This window comes from Caulobacter sp. FV2ps19 (assembly GCF_058681035.1).
On the sequence record NZ_CM178729.1, the window covers coordinates 1,873,904 to 1,895,158 of the forward strand.

Here is a 21,255-nt window from a genome sequence, read left to right on the forward strand (position 1 = left end):
GAGGCTTCCGGGATGACAAGCTTTTTTTGAGCTATTGGGCAAATCCAACCCGCGCCGTCATGGCCAGCCAACCTTCGGCCGACCGCGCCCACAGCTCAGCCCCGTCCTCCACCAGCTTGCCGCAGACCTCGAACGGCGCGCCGTCGAACAGCGGCCGTAAGGCCTTGAACGAAAAGCGGGTCACCGCACGCCCCGCGGGCATCGCCTCCAGCAGGCTGAGCGCGATCAGTGGTCCGTGGACCACCAGTCCAAGATAGCCCTCAACGTCCACCGCATAGTCCCGATCGTAGTGGATGCGGTGGGCGTTGAAGGTCGCCGCCGAGAACCGCATCAGCAGGGCCGCGTCCGGCGTGATCGTCGTGCGCCAGTCAGCGTCATCGGGCGCGGCGATGGGGGAGGGCGCGGGCTCGTCCGGCGCTGGCGGCTGGCGATAGACCAGGGTCTGGGTTTCGGCCACGCACAGGCGCCCGCTCTGCGAGATGCGGCGTTCGACCTCGACGAAGGTCAGGGGGCCGCTGCGGCCGGGCTTTTCGATGATCGAGGCGATGCGCTCGATCCATTCGGTCTCGACGCCGGCTAGCAGCGGCGCCTCAAGCCGCATGTCAGAGGTGGCGAACATCCGGCGCGGTGCTTGGATCGGCGGCATGAACCCGCCGCGCCGGGGATGACCATCAGGGCCGATCAGCGACTGCCGTGGCGTCTCTGTCGCGCAGGCCCAGTGCCAGGCCGCAGGCGCCTCCAGAGGCGGCTCAGGGCGGTCCAGCACAGCGGCCAGGCGCGCCAGGTCCCCGGGCGCCAGCACCTCGACCCGGCGACGCTCGCGACCGATCCAGTCCTCGATTCGCTCGCCCATCAGTACGACCTCGGCAAGCCCAGGACGTGCTCGGCCACATAGGCCAGGATCATGTTCGTGGAGATCGGCGCCACCTGATAGAGCCTGGTCTCTCGGAACTTGCGTTCGACGTCATATTCCTCGGCGAAGCCGAAGCCGCCATGGGTCTGCAGGCACATGTCGGCCGCCGCCCAGCTGGCTTCGGAGGCCAGCAGCTTGGCGATGTTGGCGTGCTCTCCGCAGGGCAGGCCGGCCTCGTAGCGGGCGCAGGCGTCATAGACCGTCAGGCGCGCGGCGTGGGCCTGGGCATAGGCCCGGGCGATGGGGAACTGAACGCCCTGGTTCTGGCCGATCGGACGGTTGAACACCCGGCGCGCATTGGCGTAGTCGCGGGCCTTGCCGATCAACCAGGCGCTGTCGCCCAGGCATTCGGCCGCGATCAGGATGCGCTCGGCGTTCATGCCGTCGAGAATATATTTGAAGCCCCTGCCTTCTTCGCCGATCAGGCTGTCGGCCGGGATCACCAGGTCGTCAAAGAAGAGTTCGGTCGTGGCGTGGTTGAGCATCGTGGCGATCGGCTTGATGGTCAGGCCGTTCCCCTTGGCCGCCCGCATGTCGACGAGAAACACTGACAGGCCGTCGCTCTTTTTTGTCACCTGATCTTTGGGCGTGGTGCGGGCCAGGAGCACCATCAGGTCGGAGTGCTCGGCGCGGCTGGTCCAGACCTTCTGGCCCTTGACGACATAGGTGTCGCCCTCGCGCCGCGCGAAGGTCGAGATCGAGGTGGTGTCGGTGCCGGCGGTGGGTTCGGTCACGCCGAAGGCCTGCAGGCGGATCGAGCCATTGGCCACCGCCGGCAGCCATTGTTGCTTTTGCGCTGGGGAGCCGTGCCGCAGCACGGTGCCCATGGTGTACATCTGGGCGTGCAGGGCGGCGGCGTTGCCGCCGCTGGCGTGCACCTCCTCCAGAATCGCCGCCGCCGCCGTCAGGCCCAGGCCGCTGCCGCCATATTCCTCCGGAAGCAGCACGCCCAGCAGGCCGGCCTGGGTCATCGCCTGGACGAAGTCGGTGGGGTAGGCCTTGTTGCGATCCAGACCGCGCCAGTAGCTGGGAGGGAAGTCACGGCACAGGGCCCGCACGGTGTCACGCAGGGCCTTGATGATCTCAGGATCGGCCAAAACGTCCTGGGCTTGGCTCATGGCTATGGTCTCGCGCGAATCTCTGGCGCGCCTCGATCGGCCCGCTTCTCTTGGGCAGCTTAGCTTCATCGGTTGAGATCGCGACCCCATCTCGCGAAAGCCGAACGGCTTGATCACAAAATGATGCAGTGCGTCATTCCGCCCTCTTGAATGGCGCGCGCGGGAGCTTAACTAACGGGGTGTGAGACGCGCCGAGCGCGTTTCTGCCCTTCCTGGGCGTTTCCTCCCTAATGACTGGCCCGGCCGCAAGGTCGGGCCTTCTTTTTTGGGACGAAGCCATGCGATCATCGGCCCGGCGCCGAGATCGACGCCAAGGATTCGGGACCCCGGAGGGGTGTTTTTAGATCGTTGTTTTTGTGAGGGAAGTGGTGGGCGCAGTAGGATTCGAACCTACGACCCGCTGATTAAGAGTCAGCTGCTCTACCAACTGAGCTATGCGCCCGCTCGGTCCGAAGCACTTGACTGCCCCGGCGGCGAGGCGCGGAACATACGCAAAGAATCCTGGAACGCAAGGGGCTATTTTTTGGCTAGACGAGACATCAGCGGCGCGGTCGATTTCGCCTATCTTGAAGGGTTCGCGGCGGGGGATTCTGGCGTCATCGACGAGGTGCTGGCGTTGTTCCGCGAACAGGCGGCGCTCTGGACGCCCATGCTGGACCCGACCCATGCCGGCTGGCGCGACGCGGTGCACACCGTCAAGGGCGCGGCGCGGGGCGTGGGGGCCTTTCCGCTGGGCGATGTCTGCGAGCGCTGCGAGGCGGGGCAGGAGAGCCTGGAAGGGGTCAGGACGGCGCTAGACGCCGCCCTGATGGATATCGCGGCCTACGCCCACGAGCAGATGCTGAAATCCCTGAAGGCCTAGGATAGTGACTGCAGCGACCGCGCGGGCAGGAAACGGGGATTGCGCAGCAGGCCCGCGCTGACCAGCGCCACCAGAAGTCCAACCGGGAAGATCTCTGCAAAGGTCATCGGCATGCGATACAGCGGGTTCTTATAGGCGATCCGCATGTCTTCAAGCTCGGCCGCCAGTTGACGGTAGGCGTCGCCCGTCAAGCCTGCGGCGCGCTTGGCCGCCAGGGTCTGGGCGACGTACTTGTCCATGAAAGCGTAGTGGGTCATCGCCAGATAGACCTCCCAGACCAGCACGTAGACGATGGCCGCAACCAGCGCGATGCCCAAGCCCAGCAGCGCTGCGGTGCGGAACTTGATTACCCCGCCCAGAACCTGGTCGCGGTGCTGCCTGACACCGACAAGGATCGAAGACAACGCCATCAGCATGATCAGGTAGCCCAACCAGACACTGGAATGCGGCGCGTCGCCGCCGGAAGAGACGGTCGTGGCGATAATCCCAAGGATGATCACCAGGCCCGAAATCAGGCCGTAGACGAGGATAGTGCGGGTCATGGCGTTGGCTCCTTATGCGACGCCTGGAAAGAAGACCCCAGCGTGCGGCGCCAGCCCCGTCCACAGTATCGCCCGAAAGGGTGAGATCGCCCGTTCGGGACATTTGGGGGAGGTGATCATGGGATCAGCTGAAGCTCACGGGCCCTGTTCACCGCCTGGGTGCGGCGCGTGACCTGAAGCTTGCCGAACAGGTTGGCGATGTGGGTCTTCACGGTGTTGGGCGACAACCCCAGTGCTTTGGCGATCTCCTTGTTGGACAGGCCGCCCGCCAGGCGCTCCAGCACCTTGATCTCCTGACCGGTCAGACCCAGCGATTTCAACGCCAGATCATTGCGCTGGAAATCAACCGCAGGGCTCGACCGGGCCGCCAGCCTCCAGCCCACCCACGCGCCGCCCACGGCGAACGCCGTACCGATCACGCCGATATAGAGCTCCGGGGGCAGGACGTGGACAAGGTAGCGATACTGCAGCCATTGCAGCACGAAGGTTCCGACGGCCAGCAGCAGGGCCCAGGGGAGGAGCGCGCGGATCATGAGGCGGATGGTGCGCGAACCGGGACTTGGGTCAACGCCTCACGGCGGCGGCAGAATAAAGGATGTGTAATTAGCGAGGAGCAGGCACTCCCGCTAGCATACTCGCACTTCAACAGGAGCCTCCCATGTCGCCTCCCAGCCCTTGGCATCACACGCGCAATCCCAGCGTCGCCGACGACGTGGACTTTGAGATCAAGGGGCAGGAGCTGCAGTTCCTGGAAATCGAGCTGGATCCCGGCGAGAGCGCCGTGGCCGAGGCCGGCGCTTTTGTCTGGAAGGACGCCAGCGTCCAGATGACCACCGTGTTCGGCGACGGCTCCAGCAGCGCCGGCGCCGGTGTGATGGGCAAGTTGCTGGGCGCGGGCAAGCGGCTGATCACCGGCGAAAGCCTGTTCACCACCGTCTTCACCCATACCGGCCAGGGCAAGGCGCGGGTGGCCTTTGCCTCGCCCACACCCGGTTCGATCCTGCCGTTGAACCTGGGCCAGTTGGGCGGCCAGCTGATCTGCCAAAAGGACAGCTTTCTGGCGGCGGCGCGCGGCGTGTCGATCGGCGTCTTCTTCCAGAAGCGGGTGATGACCGGCCTGTTCGGCGGCGAAGGCTTCATCATGCAGAAGCTGGAAGGCGACGGCTGGGTCTTCGTGCAGATGGGCGGCGCCCTGGTCGAGCGCGAGCTCAAGGCCGGCGAGGAACTGCACATCGATACGGGCTGTCTGGCGGCCTACACGCCCAGCATCGATTTCGATCTGGTGATGGCCGGCGGCGTCAAGAGCGTGCTGTTCGGCGGCGAAGGGCTGTTCTTTGCCCGGTTAAGGGGACCGGGAAAGGTCTGGATCCAGTCGATGCCGTTCTCGCGCCTGGCGGGCCGGATGATGTCGGTCGCCGGCGGCGGCGGTCAGAACCGCGGGGAGGGCTCGATTCTGGGCGAGATCGGGGATCTGATCGGCGGTAACCGGTAGCGGTGGCGCTCCCCTCTCTTTGCGGAAGAGGGGAGGGGCCTTAGCCCCGCGTCCTATCCCAGCTGTCGTACTCATAGGCGATGCAGCGGTCGATCAGCGTCCGCCAGACCGGCTCGGCAATGGCTTCCGACAGACCCGCTTCGCGGGCGGTGGCCTTGACCTTGGTCACCACGTCCTCGATGCGCGGACGGTCGAAGACCTTGGAACGGTCAGCCTTGATGCGGGCTGCGGCGCCCATGTAGCCCTGACGCTCGGCCAGCAAGGCCACCAGGGCGCGGTCCAGGGCGTCCACGCCCTGGCGTACGTCAGCCATGGTTTGGCAGTCGCCGGGAACCAGCCGTTCGCCGACCTCAATCATCGTCTTGATCATGAAATCCTAGATACCCGCGCCGTTGTCCATCGTGAGGAGCGCCGCTTCATGCGCGGCGGCCTCGTCCTTGAGCCAGGCGACGAACGCCTTGACCTGAGGCAGTCGTCCCTTGGTTTTGGGATGGACGACGTAATAGGCAAAGTCGACGGCCGTGGCCATCTCGAAGGGGATCACCAGACGTCCGGCGTCGAGATCGGCCTGGGCCAGGGTGCGCTTGGCCAGGGCGACGCCGCGGCCGTTGGCGGCGGCTTCGATCACCATGCTGGACTGGTTGAAGCGCGGACCGCGCGAGCCGTCGACCGTGCGCAGGCCGCGCGCCGCCAGCCACATGGCCCAGTCGGGGCAGCTGTCATCGGCGTCGGGCGAGCCGTCGTGCAGCAGGATGTGATGCGAGAGGTCCTCGGGCGAGGCCAGCGGGTTTTCGGCCAGTAGGGCGGGGCTGACCACCGGCACAACGGTCTCGCTGAGCAGGCGAACAACCTCCAGGCCCGGATAGCGACCCGAGCCGTAGCGAATCGCCAGGTCGACTTCGCCGGCCGCGAAATCCACCACCTCCATGCCGGCCGATAGCCAGACATCGACCTGGGGCTGGGCCTGTTCGAACTTGCCCAGGCGGGGCACTAGCCACTTGGCGGCGAAGGACGGGGCCGCGGTCAGGGTCAGGCGGCGGCCGTCGACGGCGGCGGTCAGCAGGGACGCGGCTTCAGCCAGCCGGTCGAAGGCCTCGCGCAGGGCGGGCAGAGCGGTCTGCGCGGCGTCGGTCAGCAGCAGGCCCTTGGGCGTGCGCTTGAACAGGGCCGCCCCGACATAGTCTTCCAGGTTCTGGATCTGCTGGCTGACCGCGCCGGGCGTTACGGACAGTTCGTCAGCGGCCCGGCTGAAGTTCAGATGGCGCGCGGCGGCCTCGAACGCACGCAGGGCGTTCAGGGGCGGCAGGCGTCGGCGCTCGATCTGTCTTTCCATGAGTTTTACTGAACACCCCGGCAGAAGTCCTTGTTTGCGAATTGGCCCGACCGCGAGCAGTTTGCAAGGGCTCGCTGGTGGAATGGCCCTTTTCACCAGCCTGCGCGCGCGGGGTCGTCTTTCGGGACGGCCCCGTCTTGCGTTTCTAGGTTATATCCCCACTGCGTTGATAGAGGTTCTGATACCCATGTCCCGGCCCTCGGCCCGTTCTCGCAAGTCCGACCTCGTCGTTATCGGCGGGAACGAGGCGTCGCGTGCGCCCGGCGTTGTGCATCTGGTCGGGGCGGGGCCTGGCGATCCGGACCTGCTGACCATCAAGGCGCTGAAGGCGCTGAAGGCCGCCGACGTGATCGTCCATGATGGTCTGGTGTCGGCCGAGATCCTCGATCTGGCCCCGGCTTCGGCTCGGCGGATCAATGTCGCCAAGCGCAAGTCGCGCCATACCCTGCCGCAGGAGGACATCAATCAGCTTCTGGTCGCCCTGGCCCTCGAAGGCCTGACTGTCGTGAGACTGAAGGGCGGCGATCCGTTCCTGTTCGGACGCGGCGGCGAGGAACTGTCCGCCTGCCGCGAGGCCGGCGTCGACTGCCATGTCGTTCCCGGGATCACCGCCGCCCTGGCCGCCAGCGCCGCCGCCGGCGCGCCCCTGACCCATCGCGGCAGCGCCCAAGCGGTGACCTTCGTCACGGGCCACGCGGCTCCCCAAGATGGCGTCATGGGCGATCCGGACCTGGACTGGGCCTCGCTGGCCCGTCCCAACCAGACGGTCGTGGTCTATATGGGCGTCTCGACCGCCGGTCTGATCGCTGAACGCCTGATCGCCGCCGGCCGCGCGGGATCGACCCCGGCCCTGATCGTCGAGAACGCCAGCCGGGCCGCCGAGCGCCGCATCCTGACCACCGTGTCTAACCTGGCCCTGGCCGCTGAAGGCCTGAAGGGCCCTGCGCTGCTGATGGTCGGCGAGGCCATGGCGATGGCGCAAGCCGATGTCGCGAAACAAGATTCAGCATGGGTCCCCGCCTTGGCGGGGATGATCGGGAATTTCAAATGAAGGCCATCACCGCCAACCGCCTGCTCGATGGCGAGGTCGTGTTCTGGAACGCCGGCCAGTGGGTCGACAGTTTTGGCGACGCCCAATTGTTCGACAACGACGAGCCCGCCGTCGAGGCCGCCGTCGCTGTCGGCAAGGGCCAGCCCAAGGTCGTGGTCGATGTCTACCCGATCGACCTGACGCCGTCAGAGGGCCACTGGGCCCCGGTCAGCTATCGCGAACGCATCAGGGCGCTTGGCCCGACCAATGAGCCCACGCACGGCAAGCAGGCCGAAGGCGGCGAGGTGATCGACGCCCTTCGCCACGCGGCGGGCGCGGCCCGCTCGACTGGCCGTGTCGACCTGATCCGCAGGAAGTAAGATGTACCAGTACGACATCATCGACCGCGAGTTCCTGACGGACCGCTCCAATGAGTTTCGGGGGCAGGTGCAGCGCCGTCTCGCCGGCGAGCTGACCGAGGACCAGTTCAAGCCCCTGCGGCTGATGAACGGTCTCTATCTGCAACTGCACGCCTACATGCTGCGCGTCGCCATTCCCTATGGCTCGCTGAACCCCGCCCAGGTGCGTCGCCTGGCCTGGATCGCCCGGACCTATGACAAGGGCTACGGGCACATGACCACGCGTCAGAACATCCAGTTCAACTGGGTGAAGCTGAAGGATACGCCCGACATCCTGGACGCCCTGGCCCAGGTCGATCTGCACGCCATCCAGACCAGCGGCAACTGCATCCGCAACACCACCTCCGACCCCTATGCCGGCGCCACGGCCGAGGAGATCGACGATCCGCGTGTGTGGGCCGAGGTGATCCGCCAGTGGTCCACTCTGCATCCCGAATTCAGCTATCTGCCGCGCAAGTTCAAGATCGCCATCACCGGCGCCCTGAAGGACCGCACGGCCGCCAAGGTGCATGATATCGGCCTGATGCTGCGCCGAGCGCGTGACGGTTCGCTGGGCTTTGAGGTGATCGTCGGCGGTGGTCAGGGGCGCACGCCCTATGTCGGCCCGACCATCAAGGAGCACCTGCCGGTCAGCCGGCTGCTCAGCTATCTGGAAGCGGTGCTGCGCGTCTACAATCGCCATGGCCGCCGCGACAACATCTACAAGGCCCGCATCAAGATCCTGGTCGCCGCCCTCGGCGCCGAGGAGTTTGGCCGTCAGGTGGAAGAGGAATGGGCCAAGATCGACGCCGCGCGCGCCGACCTGCCCGACCTCGAACTGGCCCGCATCCGCAGCGCTTTCGCCCAGGCGCCGTTCGAGGTTCTGCCGGAGCGCTCGGAAGCCTTCGAGGCCGCCCGCGCCGTCAGCCCGGCCCTGCAACGCTTCGCGCGCAACAACATCAAGCCGCACAAGAAGCCCGGCTACGCCATTGTCGAGATCTCGCTGAAGGCCCAGGGCCAGACGCCGGGCGACGCCACGGCCGATCAGCTGGATCTGATCGCCGACCTCGCCGAGAGTTACGGCCTCAACGACGTGCGGGTGACCCACGCCCAGAACATGGTCCTGCCGCACGTGAAGCTGGACGATGTTCCGGCGGTCCACGCGGCCCTGGCGGCGGCGGGTCTGGCCACCGCCAATATCGACCTGGCCAGCGACATCATCGCCTGCCCCGGCCTGGACTACTGCGCGCTGGCCAACGCCCGCGCCATCGGCGTCGCCCAGGACATCGCAGCCAAGTTCGCCGACGAGGATCGGGCCGAAAAGGTGGGTGAGCTGAAGATCAAGATCAGCGGCTGCATCAATGCTTGCGGCCACCACCACGTGGCCCACATCGGCATCCTGGGCGTCGATAAGAAGGGCGAGGAATTCTACCAGCTGTCGCTGGGTGGGTCGGGGGCTGAAGACGCCTCGATCGGCAAGATCCTCGGTCCCGCGCTGCCGGCCGACAAGGTGGCTGGCGCCATCGACACCCTGGTCGAGGCCTATCTGGGTATTCGCACCGGCGAGGAGCGCTTCCTCGACACCTATCGCCGCGTCGGCCTCGAGCCTTTCAAGGAGGCGGTCTATGCCCAAGCTGATTAAGCTCACGAACGGCGTCGCCGCCTATGCCGACGACAGCTTCGTCCATGTCGCCGACGAGGACGCGATCCCCGAAGCCGGCGACGTGATCCTGTCCCTGACCCGCTTCCAGGCCGAAGGCGACGCCCTGCTGTCGTCCAACAGCCGCAAGGTCGGCGTGCGGATCGAGTCCGATGAGGAGGTCGAGGCCCTGGCCTATGATCTGCCGCGCCTGTTCATGGCTGCCCTGGCTTTCCCGAAGTTTCGCGACGGTCGCGCCTATACCTCGGCGCGCCTGCTGCGTGAGCGGCTCGGGTTCGCCGGTGAGGTGAGGGCGGTCGGGGACGTGCTGCAGGAGCAGGCCGGCTTCATGGTGCGGTGCGGCTTCGACGCCTTCGAGCCGGCCGACGGCGCAACGCCCGAGGTCTGGACCAAGGCCGCCCATCGCTTCCGTCATGTCTATCAGCGGGCCGCCGACGATCTCGTGGTCGCGTTCGAGGAAAGGGGCTCATGATGGCCTATGACCAGACGGAGGTGACGCCCAGCCTGGCGATCCGGCTGGACGCCGAACTGCGTGACGCCCATCCGCTGACTATCCTGCGCAAGGCCTATGAGACCTTCGGCGACAAGCTGGCGCTGGTGTCGTCTTTCGGGGCGGAGTCGGCCGTGCTGCTGCACCTGGCCTCGCGGGTCGCGCCCAATATCCCGGTGCTGTTCCTCGACACCGGCATGTTGTTTGGCCAGACCCTGGACTATCGCAAGGCGCTGAGCGCTCGGCTGGGCCTGACCGACGTGCGCGACCTGCGCCCGGCCTTCGCGGACCTGGCGACCCAGGATCCCAAGTCGGACCTGTGGCGCACGGATGTCGACGGCTGCTGCCACATCCGCAAGGTGCTGCCGCTGGACCGCGCCTTGGGCGGCTTCGACGGCTGGATCACGGGTCGCAAACGCTTCCACGGCGGCGATCGCCTGCGCCTGGCGGTGGTGGAAGAGGCCGACGGCAAGACCAAGTTCAATCCGTTGGCCAACTGGTCCAAGGCCGAACTCGACGCCTATATCGCCGAATATGATCTGCCGGCCCACCCGCTGGTCGCTCAGGGCTTTCCTTCGGTCGGCTGCTGGCCCTGCACCCAGCCCGCCGAGGACGGCCAGGATGTCCGCGCCGGCCGTTGGGCCGGTCAGGACAAGACCGAGTGCGGGATCCACGTCGCGCGCGCGCCGGGTGTGGCGTCCAATGTGGGTGGGGATATCTAGAGCATTTTCCGACGAAGTGGATACCGGTTCGTCGTCAGAAAATGCGTTAAAACAAAAGTCTAGAGCATTTCAGCGATCCAATTGGATCGGAAAATGCTCTAGACGGTCCGCTCCAGCAGCAGGATTGGCGAGTCCTTGTAGGCTGTGTGGGTTACGATCCTGAAACCCATCTTCAGGGCCAGCGCCAGCGAGGCGGCGTTGCCCGGGTCGATGATGCAGGGCACGCGGGGCGGCGCGTGGATCTCGTCGATCCAGGCCAGTCCTGCGGCCAGGGCTTCGGTCCCGAAGCCCTGGCCGTGCGACCACGCCGTCAGCACCCAGCCCATTTCCGGTTGGCCGTGGAAGCGCGGCTCGACGTCGCGGTGGAAATCGGCAAAGCCGACCTCGCCGACATAGCGGCCCGTCGCCGTCTCGCGCACCGCCCAATAGCCATAGCCCAGCAGCGCCCAAAGCCCGCGCGCCCGCAGCAGGCGCGCCCAGCTTTCCTCAGCCGTGAAGGGACGCCCGCCCACGAATTGCGTGACGACGGGGTCGGACCACATCGCCGCGCTGTCCTCGAAGTCGGTGATCTCCGGCGTTCGCAGCGTCAGTCGGTCGGTGATGATCACGGAAGGGAACGCTTTGAACATGGCGACTCTGTTTGCGGCGGTATGGAGCGACAAGCTACACCGCTGTCGCGGGTTTGCGAGACCTGCCGAACCCTGTCGATTTCGAGCCCACCATGACCACGCCGCAAGACGCCATCGCCGCTCGCCGGAAGCTGACCAACAGGCTGATCGCGGGAAAGACTGCCTCGCGACTGGCTCCGTTCTTCGATCCGAAAGTCGTCCTGATTGCGGGAGATGGTTCGGTGCTGATGGGCGTGGCCGAGGTGATCGCCGCTTTTGACGCCCAGTTCCGCGAGCCGGACTTTATCGCCTATGTCCGCACGGGCGAGGGAGTTGCATTGGATAGCGCCGGACTGCGGGCCGCCGAGCATGGGCATTGGGTGGGGTCTTGGAAGGGGGCTGCCGATCAATCAGGGACCTATCTGGCGACCTGGAGGAAGGTCACCGGCCAGTGGGTGATCGAGAGCGAACTCTATGTGACCCTAGATCGCGGCGACTGACCCATTGCGCGTCACGCTCGGTTGCGGCCATACGAATTAAGAGAAATTAATTTTCGGCCTTGCCGGGCAGGGCCTACGCAGTCGTCCAACAAATCGTTCTTTAGGGGTCTCGCCGTGCAAACTCGTCGTCAAATGCTGCTGTCCTCCGTCGCCGCTGGCTTGGCCGCGTCGGCGCCGTCCCTGGTCCTGGCCCGCCAGGCGGCCAGCGGCGAGGCGGCCAAGATGAACGCCCTGTTCGACGCCTTCATGACCAGGAGCCTGCGTCAGTCGCCCGAGCTGACCACCGGACTGGGTCTGGACAAGGATGAGCTGGCCTGGACCAAGGGACTGCTCAGCGACCGCTCGTTCGAGGCCATCGCCGCGGGCGTCGTCCAGACCCGCGAGCAGCTGACCGCCTTGCGCGCCATCGATCGCAAGGCTTTGATGGGCATGGACGCTGTCAACTACGATACCGTCGAGTTCACTCTGGCGGTGCAGGACGAGGGCAATCAGAAGTTCAGGTATGCTGGCGGCGGTTCGGGCGCGCCTTATGTGCTGAGCCAATTGACGGGCTCATACCAGTACATGCCCGACTTCCTGGATACCCAGCATTCCATTGAGACCAAGGCCGACGCCGACGCCTACCTCCAGCGGATGGAAGGCTTCGCCCGGTTCATGGATGAAGAAACGATGCTGGCCAAGCGCGACATGGCCGACGGTGTGATCCCGCCCGACTTCATCATCGACAAGACGCTGATCCAGATGAAGGCCTTCGCCGACACCCCGACGGCCGAAGCGCCGCTGGTCAAGTCGATCACCCGCCGGACCAAGGAAAAGAACATCCCCGGCGACTGGGAGGCGGAAGCCTCCAAGGTCTATGAATACTCGGTGTTGCCGGCGCTCAAGCGCCAGATCGCGCTGATGGAATGGGCGCGTCCTCAGGCCACCCATGACGCGGGGGTTTGGCGCCTGAAGGACGGGGCGGACTACTACGCCGTGTCTCTGAAGAACTACACCACCTCAACCATGACGCCCGGCGAGATCCACCAGTTGGGCCTGGATCTGGTGCAGTCGATCTCGGCCGAGGCCGACAAGATCTTCAAGACCATGGGCATGAGCAAGGGCACGGTCGGCGAGCGCATGGCCAAGCTGGGCGAGGATATCTACGAGAACACGGACGCCGCCAAGGAACAGCTGATCGCGGATCTGAACACCAAAGCGAAGTGGATCGAGAAGCAGCTGCCGGCCTATTTTGGCCAACTGCCCAAGGCGGCGCTGGAAATCCGCCGCGTGCCCAAGGCCATCGAGGCTGGCGCGCCGGGTGGCTACTACAACTCGCCGTCGCTGGATGGCAAACGTCCCGGCATCTATTGGATCAACCTGCGCGACACCAAGGAGCAGGCCAAGTACACCTTGACCACCCTGACGGTGCACGAGGGCGTCCCGGGCCACCATCTGCAGCTATCGTTGTCGAACGAGGCTCAGGGTCTGCCGCTGATCCGCAAGGTTGTCGGCTTCTCGGGCTACGCCGAAGGCTGGGCGCTCTATACCGAACAGCTCGCCGTCGAAATGGGCATCTACAAGAACGACCCGCGCGGCCATATCGGCATGCTGCACGATGCCCTGTTCCGCGCGGTGCGCCTGGTGGTCGACAGCGGCATGCACCACAAGAAGTGGAGCCGCGAGCAGGCGATCAAGTATATGGCCGAGACCATGGGCGATGAGGAAAGCGGCACGGTCACCGAGATCGAACGTTACGTGGTTTGGCCGGGCCAGGCCTGCAGCTACATGATCGGCAAGATCGTCTGGTTGCGGGCTCGCGAGCGGGCCAAGAAGGCGCTGGGCAAGAAGTTCGATATCCGGAAGTTCCACGATGCGGGCCTGCTGTCGGGCATGACGCCTTTGACCGTGCTCGACAACGTCATCGACAACTACATCGCCGCGACGAAGGCGGGGAAGTAGGTCCAGACAAGACAGGCCTCCTCTTCGTCGCCGGAGAGGAGGTTTGCAGGCCCTTGTCTAGGCCCAGCTGTCCGCCGCGCCGGCGCGGCGGGCGAGCGGCTTGACGATCGCACCAGGCTTCAGCGCCGGTCGCGGCTGGTCGGCGGGCTTTCCAAACAGCCAGCCCTGCGCAAAGTCGACACCGGCCTGGCGCACCACCTCCTCGACCTCGAGGGTCTCGACCATCTCGGCGACCGTGCGGACCTGCAGGTCCTTGCAGAGTTCAACCAGCCGCCTGACCATCGCGCCGTCACGGCCGTTGTCGGCGAGTTCGCGAACATAGCGGCCATCGATCTTGACGATATCCAGGCTCAGTTGCTGCAGATAGGCGAACGAGGTCGCGCCGGCTCCGAAATCATCCAGACAGACGAGCGAACCCATGGCGCGCAGCGCCTGGATATGACGATTGGCGCGCGGCAGGTCGTCGATAGCGGCGGATTCGGTGATCTCGAAAATCAGGCGGCCCTTGGCCTGGTCATATCGGGCCAGGGTGCGCGTGACGTGGTCGACGAAGCTCTCATGGACGATGGTGCGGCCTGAGACGTTGACCGCCAGTTTCAGTTCACCCGTCCGATCCTGAACCAGGCGCTGAACCGATTTCTCGACGATGGCGTGGTCCAGTTCCGCGATCAGGTCGAATTCCTCAGCCATGCGGATCAGGGCGAACGGGCTGGCGCCGTCCTCGAACCGCACCAGCACCTCGTGGTGATGGGCCAGGCCGGTGGCCAGGCTGACCACGGGCTGGAAGGCCAGGTCAAAGCGCCGTTGACTGACCGCGACGCCCAGGGCTCCAGCCCGCGCCAGGGTGCGCTTGACCGAGCGGTTCATCGCTTCGGACAAGGTCATCGGCGGCGCGTCCTTAAGCCCCTCCCGCAGGAAGTCGTCGAGGGCGTAGCGCAGCGCGCGCAGGGCGCGTGAGGGCGCTGAGTGCGCCTCCAGCGACACGATATGAGCCTCGACGTCCATCGACACGACGCGACCAAGCCGACGCATGAGGGTGTCTGGATCTTCGTCCTTGGCGCGCAGGACGGCGTAGCGATCGTCCGACAGGCGGGTGGCGGCCCCCCCGCCATGGGACTCGGCCCGCACTGCGCCGGCCACCTGACTATCCAGGGCTTCGGCCTCGGCCTGCGGCAGGCCTGCCCGCTTGTCGCCGAGACCGGCAAATTCAATCATTGCCAGTTCAAGTTCCAGGCCGGTGACCCTTGCGGCCTCGAACAAGCCTTTGGCGATATCATCGAAGGATTCGCGCGCATGCAGGCCGGACTTCTCACCGCGAGGGCTTGCGGGATGGCCAGGCGTCACCGCGCAAGACACTCGACCCTTGTTTTCGGGCAGGGCGCGTATCACCAGGCTGATATAGCGTTCAACGGGGTCGGCCAGGCGTAGAACAATCGGGCCCCGGCGCGCGCCGTCGTCCGCGCAGGCCAGGATTGCGTCGATCAGCGGTTGGTCTTCGGTCGCGAACAGGTCGCGCCAAACCTTGCCCATCAGCGCGGCTTCGCTCTGGCCCATGATGCGTTGCGCGGCGCCAAGGGCCATATCGATCTTGCCGTCGCGAATTTCGACAAGCAGATCGGCGCTGGCGAAAGCCAGGCCAAGCAGACGGCGCGGGTCGATAGACAAAACGATGATCCCCCAAGGCGTCCGAGCGTGGCACAGGGTTCTTTAAGGAGCCCTTTCCATGCGCGGCAAAATGCCTGCGACCTTCTGTCGTTTCCTTGGCTGCAAGGCGCGTCATGTTCATCCTCGATCGCGCTTATGGGCAGGGACGGCGCCGCGCCTGCGGCGGTCTCAGCGCAATGAGGCTCTTTTCGACGCAGCCGGTCGGAGGGCGCGCCTGAAACAGAGCCTCAAAACTGAAAGCGGTGTTTTTCCTGCCGAAAGGCGCGTGGAACATCTTGCGAACACGGAACAAAGGCGGTACAAATCGAAGTGTTCCACAGGGTGTTGGCGCGCGGTGCGCGAACGGCCGGTAGCTCGGGTGGAATCATGAAATAAGGGCGCATCTCCAATGAACCAGGCGGCTTTGAGACTCGTGGGCAAGGAAGAAGGCGACAAGCAGCGGGCCCTAGAGGCGGCGCTAGCGCAGATTGATCGGGCGTTCGGCAAGGGCTCGGTTATGAAGCTGGGCGATAAGGGCAAGGTCGAGATGGAGTCTGTCTCCACCGGCTCGCTCGGTCTGGACATCGCCCTCGGCATCGGCGGCCTGCCCAAGGGGCGGGTGATCGAGATCTACGGTCCGGAAAGCTCCGGCAAGACGACGCTCGCCCTGCACGTGGTGGCCGAGGTCCAGAAGGCCGGCGGCACCGCTGCCTTCGTCGACGCCGAGCATGCCCTGGATCCGGGCTATGCGTTCAAGCTGGGGGTCAATCTCGACAACCTGCTGGTCTCGCAGCCCGACAATGGTGAGCAGGCTCTGGAGATCACCGATACGCTCGTGCGCTCCGGCGCCGTCGATGTGGTGGTGATCGACTCGGTTGCGGCCCTGACCCCCAAGGCGGAAATCGAGGGCGAGATGGGCGACAGCCTGCCCGGTCTTCAGGCTCGCCTGATGAGCCAGGCCCTGCGCAAGCTGACCGGCTCGATCAACAAGACCAACACCATCGTCATCTTCATCAACCAGATTCGCCACAAGATCGGTGTGATGTATGGCAGCCCGGAAACCACGACGGGCGGCAACGCCCTGAAGTTCTACGCGTCCGTGCGTCTCGATATCCGACGCACCGGCTCGGTAAAGGTGCGCGACGAAATCATCGGCAATAATGTTCGGGTCAAGGTGGTCAAGAACAAGGTCGCCCCGCCGTTCCGTGAGGTCGAGTTCGACATCATGTACGGCGAGGGCATTTCCAAGCTGGGCGAGATCATCGATCTGGGCGTCAAGGCCGGGGTGATCGACAAGGCCGGCTCTTGGTTCTCCTATAACAGCCAGCGCATCGGCCAGGGTCGTGACAATGCCCGCGAGTTCCTGAAGGCCAACAAGGATATGTGCGCCGAGATCGAGGCGGCCGTTCGCAAGTCTTCCCAGAAGATCGAGGAAGAGCTTCTGGTCGGTGGTCCCGAAGAGGGCGACGAATAGGGCATTAAGTTTCGCGACCGTCGCCTGCCCGGGCGTCTCCCGCCTCGATATGACGCCCGTGGCTCCCCGCCGAGACGGCCGCGATCCCCCGGACGCCTGGACCCCACTCCAGGCGTCCGATTTCGTTTGGGGATCGGCGCCGACAAGCCAGCCCTTGCCAGGGTGCGTTGCGCTCTGCGGCAGGCTCCAGGGCCAAGACGTGAGGCGGTGAACTCGCATCGCCCGGCCTGTTCAGTCGCCCTTTATCCGTGCTCATCCCGTCCCCAAGTTTGACGAGGTTTCCACTCCGCGGAAAACCGCGCTATGCAGCGGCCCACGCCGGACTGCCAACCACTGTTTGAAGATCCTTGAGACGCCCATGCCCAGCCTGAACGAGATCCGCGGAACCTTCCTCGACTATTTCGGCAAGGCCGATCACGCGATCACGCCGTCGGCGCCGCTGGTGCCGCAGAACGATCCGACGCTGCTGTTCGTCAATGCCGGTATGGTGCCGTTCAAGAACGCCTTCACCGGCGCCGAGACGCCAGCCTATCCGCGCGCGGTCAGTTCGCAAAAGTGCGTTCGCGCCGGGGGTAAGCACAACGACCTGGACAATGTCGGCTACACCGCCCGCCACCACACCTTCTTCGAGATGTTGGGCAATTTCTCGTTCGGCGACTATTTCAAGGAACAGGCGATCACTCACGCCTGGACCCTGCTGACCCGGGATTTCGCCCTGCCCAAGGACAAGCTGTTGGTCACGGTGTATCACACCGACGACGAGGCGGCTGATCTGTGGAAGAAGATCGCCGGTCTGAGCGACGATCGCATCATCCGCATCCCGACCAGCGATAACTTCTGGTCCATGGGCGACACTGGGCCGTGCGGTCCGTGTTCGGAAATCTTCTTCGACCACGGCGAAGGCATTCCCGGTGGCCCTCCGGGCAGTCCGGACGAGGATGGCGACCGGTTCATCGAGATCTGGAACCTGGTCTTCATGCAGTTCGAGCAGCTGGCCGGCGGTGAGCGCCTGGCGCTGCCCAAGCCCTCGATCGACACCGGCATGGGCCTGGAACGGGTGACCGCCGTCCTGCAGGGCGTGCACAACAACTACGACATCGACCTGTTCAAGACCCTGATCGCCGCCAGCGTCGAGCTGACCGGGGTCAAGGCGGAAGGCGCCGAGGCGCCGTCGCACCGGGTGATCGCCGACCATCTGCGCTCATCGTCCTTCCTGCTGGCCGACGGCGTCACGCCCTCGAACGAGGGACGAGGCTATGTGTTGCGCCGCATCATGCGCCGCGCCATGCGTCACGCCTATCTGCTGGGCGCCCAGGAGCCCCTGATGCACCGCCTGGCCCCGACCCTGGTGGCCGAGATGGGCCAGGCCTATCCGGAACTGCGTCGGGCTGAAGCCTCGATCGTCGAGACCCTGCGTCAGGAGGAGGAGCGTTTCCGCGTCACCCTCGGGCGCGGCATGGGTCTGCTGGACGAGGCCACGGCCAATCTGTCGACCGGCGGCGTGCTGGACGGCGAGGTCGCTTTCAAGCTTTACGACACCTACGGCTTCCCGCTCGACCTGACCCAGGACGCCGTGCGCGCCAAGGGCATCACGGTCGACACCGACGCCTTTGACGTGGCGATGGACAAGCAGCGCCAGATGGCCCGCGCCAACTGGTCCGGTTCGGGCCAGATCGGAGCCGCCGCCGCCTGGTTCGCGATCAAGGAGCGCGCCGGGGCCACAAACTTCGTCGGCTATGGCGCTACCGAGACCACCGGCGTCGTGCAGGCCATCGTCATCGACGGCGCGGAAGTCCAATCGGCTGCAACGGGCCAGACGGTCGAGGTCCTGCTGGATCGCACCAGCTTCTATGCCGAGAGCGGCGGTCAGGCCGGCGACACCGGCGTGATCGAGGCCAACGGCCGCGAGAGCCGCGTGCTCGACACCCAGAAGCAGGCCGGCGATCTCTATGTTCACAAGGTCGAACTGACGGGCGACCTGAAGGTCGGCGACAGCGTCGTGGCTTCGGTTGACGCCGCCAAGCGCGCCACCACGCGGGCCAATCACTCGGCCGCCCACCTGGTTCATGCCGCCCTGCACCATGTGCTGGGTCCGCACGTCGCCCAGAAGGGCCAGATGGTTGATGGCGAGCGCATGCGCTTCGACTTCAGCCATGGCGGCCCGCTGACCCCCGACGAGATCGAGCGCATCGAGGCCGAGGTCAATGCGGTGATCCGGCAAAACGTCGCGGCCGAGACCAAAGAGATGGCCCCGCAGGAGGCCATCGAGGCCGGGGCCGTGGCGCTGTTTGGCGAGAAATACGGCGACAGCGTCCGGGTGCTGACCCTGGGCCAGTCGCTGACCGAAACCGGCAAGGCCTATTCGGTCGAGCTGTGCGGCGGCACCCATGTGGCCCGGACCGGCGACATCGCCCTGTTCAAGATCGTTTCCGAGCAGGGCGTGGCGGCCGGCGTTCGCCGCATCGAGGCCCTGACCGGCGAGGCGGCCCGCCGCTTCCTGCTGGACCAGGCCGGCGTCGCCAAGGCCCTTGCCGAGCAGTTCAAGACTCCGGTGCTGGAGGTCGGCGCCCGGGTCGAGGCCCTGATCGCCGAGCGCAAGTCGCTGGAACGGCAGCTGGCCGAGGCCAAGAAGCAGCTGGCCCTGGGCGGCGGCGGCGGCGCGGCCTCGGGCCCCGAGGACGTCCATGGCGTGGCCCTGATCGCCAAGGTGCTGGACGGCGTCGGCGGCAAGGAGCTGCGCGGCGTGGCCGAGGCGTTCAAGCAACAGCTGACCGACGGCGGCGTCGTGGCCCTGGTCGGGATCAGCGACGGCAAGGCCGCTGTCACCGTGGCGGTCACCGCCGACCTGACGGGCCGGTTCAGCGCCGCCGACCTGGCCAAGGCCGCCGTGTTGGCCATGGGCGGCCAGGGGGCGGGCGGCAAGGCCGACTTCGCCCAGGGCGGCGCGCCTGACGCCTCCAAGGCCCAGGCCGGGCTGGACGCGATCAAGGCGGCCCTCACGGCCTAGAGGCTCAGCAGGATCGCCGCGACCGACAGGGTCACGGCGGCCAGGGCCGTGGTCAGGGCCACGGTGCGGGCCCCGCCGCGGGCGAACACGCCCAGCACGCGGGTCTGGATGAACACATTGACCGCCGTCGGGGTGGCCGCCAGCAGGGCGGCGCCCAGGCGGAAGGCCGGGGGCGCGTCGGTCAGGCCCACGGCCCACCAGGTCAGGACGGGCAGGGCGAGCAGCTTGGCCGTCGCCGCCGCCGCCACCGGCCCCCAGGACGGCGAAGCCTCGGCCGGGCCCGCCGAGCGCAGGGCCAGGGCCGCGCCCAGGGCCACCAGGGCCACCGGACTGCCCGAGACCGCCGCCGCCGCCACGGCCCGGTCCAGCACATCGGGCAAGGCCAGGCCGCAAAGCGCCATGACCACGCCGATCAGGGCGGCGGCGACGATCGGGTTGCCCAGGGCCCGCAAGGCCGAGCCCGCCGCCGAGCGCCCCGAGGCCCAGCCCAGCAAGGCCACGCCCAGCCCGGCCACGATCACGAAGTCCACCGCCACCACCCCGGCCGCCAGCCGCGCCGCCTCGGGACCGAGCACGGCGGCGGCGACCGGCAGGCCCAGGAAGGCGCTGTTGCCCAGGCCGCCCGACAGGGCCGCGCCGGCCCGTTCGGCCCGGCTCCAGCCCCGCCACAGGCCCAGCCCCCACAGCCCCGCCATCACCGCCAGGGCCGCGCCGGCATAGGCCGCCAGCCCCCAGGCCAGGGCCGGGCCCGGCGCGCCGATCCGCGACAGGCTGTGGATCAGCAGGGCCGGAAAGCCGATCCAGAACACATAGGCCGACAGGCCGCCGGCCATGGCGGCGTCCAGCAGTTTCAGGCGCGCCAGCCCCACGCCGGCCGCGACCAGCAGGAAGAACGGCGCCACCCGCGACAGCACGTCGAGGGTCAGGTCCAGCACGGCGAGGATCGCCCTAGCGCTCTTCGCGCGGCAGGCGGATATGCACCAGCTTCCAGGTGAACAGCGCCCGGCGCTGGAAGGTGAACACCGTCACCCGCTCGGCCGCGCCGGGCCGGCGCACCGCCACCCGCACGCGGTTGGGATCCCAATAGGCGATGGTGGGATAGGGCCCCATCACGGCGGCCTTCAGCTTGCCGCCCACGGTGTCGGGCCGGGCCGGACCGGCCGGCGCCTTGCCCGGTTCATAGCCCCGGGTCAGGGCCGAGATCCCGGCGATGGTCAGGTAGCGGTCGACCTTGGGCTCGGGCGGGGCGATCGGCTCGATGGCCCGCCGCATGGCCCCCAGCGGATCGCGCCAGATCGACGGCGGCTCGGCCGCCGCCACCGGGGCGTCCTGCTTCAGCGCGCCGGTCAGGCTGCGCCGCACCGCGGGGAAGTCGACGATCTCGGCGATCGCCTGCACGTCCTCATACTGGGCGGCGGCCTTCAGGGCCCGGAAGGCGAACCACGGCGCCGTGGCGAAGGCGGCGGCGAACACGAAGATCGCCAGCACCACCAGGTCCCACAGTCGTTTCTGCACACTCAT

General features: G+C 66.5%; 21 protein-coding genes and 1 tRNA gene. 11 read left to right on the forward strand and 11 right to left on the reverse strand.

Translation table 11 applies throughout. From position 1 onward, the window contains the following. Window positions 1–31: 31 nt before the first annotated feature. The 3 genes from ACW18B_RS08870 to ACW18B_RS08880 form a co-directional block, all read right to left on the reverse strand. Window positions 32–853 carry an HTD2 family dehydratase gene (locus ACW18B_RS08870; protein ID WP_492051223.1) on the reverse strand — a complete coding sequence of 274 codons (822 nt, stop codon included), beginning with the start codon at window positions 851–853 and terminating at the stop codon, window positions 32–34. Beyond that, entirely contained in the window at window positions 853–2,031 is a 1,179-nt protein-coding gene (locus ACW18B_RS08875; RefSeq protein WP_492051224.1) for an acyl-CoA dehydrogenase family protein, read from the reverse strand. The genes ACW18B_RS08870 and ACW18B_RS08875 overlap by 1 nt, the downstream gene beginning before the upstream one ends. Window positions 2,032–2,397: 366 nt before the next feature. Next, window positions 2,398–2,473, reverse strand: a tRNA-Lys gene (locus ACW18B_RS08880). Between the two features lie 81 nt (window positions 2,474–2,554). On the opposite strand from ACW18B_RS08880, the gene ACW18B_RS08885 reads away from it, so the two are divergent. Then, complete coding sequence (locus tag ACW18B_RS08885) at window positions 2,555–2,893, forward strand: Hpt domain-containing protein (RefSeq protein WP_492051225.1); 339 nt, start codon at window positions 2,555–2,557, stop codon at window positions 2,891–2,893. Here the strand turns inward: ACW18B_RS08885 and ACW18B_RS08890 are convergent. Then, the gene (locus ACW18B_RS08890) at window positions 2,890–3,435 is read right to left on the reverse strand and encodes a DUF4199 domain-containing protein (RefSeq protein WP_492051226.1); all 546 of its coding nucleotides are present in this window, start codon (window positions 3,433–3,435) and stop codon (window positions 2,890–2,892) included. The genes ACW18B_RS08885 and ACW18B_RS08890 overlap by 4 nt on opposite strands. Window positions 3,436–3,551: 116 nt before the next feature. After that, complete coding sequence (locus ACW18B_RS08895; protein ID WP_492051227.1) at window positions 3,552–3,968, reverse strand: response regulator transcription factor; 417 nt, start codon at window positions 3,966–3,968, stop codon at window positions 3,552–3,554. Window positions 3,969–4,093: 125 nt separating this feature from the next. Here ACW18B_RS08895 and ACW18B_RS08900 point away from each other — a divergent pair, with 125 nt between their 5' ends. Further along, window positions 4,094–4,927, forward strand: a complete 834-nt coding sequence (locus ACW18B_RS08900; protein WP_492051228.1) for a TIGR00266 family protein — start codon at window positions 4,094–4,096, stop codon at window positions 4,925–4,927. A 40-nt stretch (window positions 4,928–4,967) separates the two neighbouring features. On the opposite strand, the gene ACW18B_RS08905 is transcribed toward ACW18B_RS08900, so the two are convergent. Together ACW18B_RS08905 and gcvA are read right to left on the reverse strand one after the other, a co-directional pair. After that, window positions 4,968–5,297, reverse strand: coding sequence for a chorismate mutase (locus ACW18B_RS08905; protein ID WP_492051229.1), 330 nt, complete (start codon window positions 5,295–5,297; stop codon window positions 4,968–4,970). A gap of 6 nt (window positions 5,298–5,303) precedes the next feature. Next, on the reverse strand, window positions 5,304–6,260 hold the full coding sequence (gene gcvA, locus ACW18B_RS08910) for a transcriptional regulator GcvA (protein ID WP_492051230.1): 957 nt from the start codon (window positions 6,258–6,260) through the stop codon (window positions 5,304–5,306). Window positions 6,261–6,447: 187 nt separating this feature from the next. Here gcvA and cobA point away from each other — a divergent pair, with 187 nt between their 5' ends. Genes cobA through ACW18B_RS08935 form a run of 5 tightly spaced genes read left to right on the forward strand, consistent with a single transcriptional unit; the run spans window position 6,448 to window position 10,560 of the window. Beyond that, the gene (cobA, locus tag ACW18B_RS08915) at window positions 6,448–7,311 is read left to right on the forward strand and encodes a uroporphyrinogen-III C-methyltransferase (protein WP_492051231.1); all 864 of its coding nucleotides are present in this window, start codon (window positions 6,448–6,450) and stop codon (window positions 7,309–7,311) included. Then, window positions 7,308–7,670: a DUF2849 domain-containing protein gene (locus ACW18B_RS08920; RefSeq protein WP_492051232.1), complete on the forward strand. Its 363-nt coding sequence runs from the start codon at window positions 7,308–7,310 to the stop codon at window positions 7,668–7,670. Before cobA ends, ACW18B_RS08920 begins: the two co-directional genes overlap by 4 nt. A gap of 1 nt (window position 7,671) precedes the next feature. Further along, on the forward strand, window positions 7,672–9,330 hold the full coding sequence (locus ACW18B_RS08925; protein ID WP_492051233.1) for a nitrite/sulfite reductase: 1,659 nt from the start codon (window positions 7,672–7,674) through the stop codon (window positions 9,328–9,330). Next, window positions 9,314–9,820, forward strand: a complete 507-nt coding sequence (locus ACW18B_RS08930) for a DUF934 domain-containing protein (protein WP_492051234.1) — start codon at window positions 9,314–9,316, stop codon at window positions 9,818–9,820. The genes ACW18B_RS08925 and ACW18B_RS08930 overlap by 17 nt, the downstream gene beginning before the upstream one ends. Continuing rightward, the gene (locus ACW18B_RS08935) at window positions 9,820–10,560 is read left to right on the forward strand and encodes a phosphoadenylyl-sulfate reductase (protein WP_492051660.1); all 741 of its coding nucleotides are present in this window, start codon (window positions 9,820–9,822) and stop codon (window positions 10,558–10,560) included. Before ACW18B_RS08930 ends, ACW18B_RS08935 begins: the two co-directional genes overlap by 1 nt. Before the next feature lie 98 nt (window positions 10,561–10,658). Here the strand turns inward: ACW18B_RS08935 and ACW18B_RS08940 are convergent, their stop codons facing one another. Continuing rightward, on the reverse strand, window positions 10,659–11,189 hold the full coding sequence (locus ACW18B_RS08940; protein ID WP_492051235.1) for a GNAT family N-acetyltransferase: 531 nt from the start codon (window positions 11,187–11,189) through the stop codon (window positions 10,659–10,661). Between the two features lie 92 nt (window positions 11,190–11,281). On the opposite strand from ACW18B_RS08940, the gene ACW18B_RS08945 reads away from it, so the two are divergent. Together ACW18B_RS08945 and ACW18B_RS08950 are read left to right on the forward strand one after the other, a co-directional pair. Then, the gene (locus ACW18B_RS08945) at window positions 11,282–11,668 is read left to right on the forward strand and encodes a DUF4440 domain-containing protein (protein WP_492051236.1); all 387 of its coding nucleotides are present in this window, start codon (window positions 11,282–11,284) and stop codon (window positions 11,666–11,668) included. Between the two features lie 114 nt (window positions 11,669–11,782). Next, window positions 11,783–13,609 (forward strand): DUF885 domain-containing protein, encoded by a 1,827-nt coding sequence (locus ACW18B_RS08950; protein ID WP_492051237.1) that lies wholly within the window; start codon window positions 11,783–11,785, stop codon window positions 13,607–13,609. 57 nt (window positions 13,610–13,666) lie between these two features. Here the strand turns inward: ACW18B_RS08950 and ACW18B_RS08955 are convergent, their stop codons facing one another. Continuing rightward, window positions 13,667–15,274, reverse strand: coding sequence for an EAL domain-containing protein (locus ACW18B_RS08955; RefSeq protein ID WP_492051238.1), 1,608 nt, complete (start codon window positions 15,272–15,274; stop codon window positions 13,667–13,669). 388 nt (window positions 15,275–15,662) lie between these two features. Here ACW18B_RS08955 and recA point away from each other — a divergent pair, with 388 nt between their 5' ends. Together recA and alaS are read left to right on the forward strand one after the other, a co-directional pair. Then, a complete protein-coding gene (recA, locus tag ACW18B_RS08960; RefSeq protein WP_492051239.1) occupies window positions 15,663–16,727 on the forward strand; it encodes a recombinase RecA in 1,065 nt (354 codons plus the stop codon). 358 nt (window positions 16,728–17,085) lie between these two features. Beyond that, complete coding sequence (gene alaS, locus ACW18B_RS08965; RefSeq protein ID WP_492051240.1) at window positions 17,086–19,734, forward strand: alanine--tRNA ligase; 2,649 nt, start codon at window positions 17,086–17,088, stop codon at window positions 19,732–19,734. Here the strand turns inward: alaS and ACW18B_RS08970 are convergent. Together ACW18B_RS08970 and ACW18B_RS08975 are read right to left on the reverse strand one after the other, a co-directional pair. Next, entirely contained in the window at window positions 19,731–20,669 is a 939-nt protein-coding gene (locus tag ACW18B_RS08970) for an AEC family transporter (protein ID WP_492051241.1), read from the reverse strand. The two genes, alaS and ACW18B_RS08970, sit on opposite strands and share 4 nt — an antisense overlap. Before the next feature lie 13 nt (window positions 20,670–20,682). Beyond that, window positions 20,683–21,255: a DUF2939 domain-containing protein gene (locus ACW18B_RS08975; RefSeq protein ID WP_492051242.1), complete on the reverse strand. Its 573-nt coding sequence runs from the start codon at window positions 21,253–21,255 to the stop codon at window positions 20,683–20,685.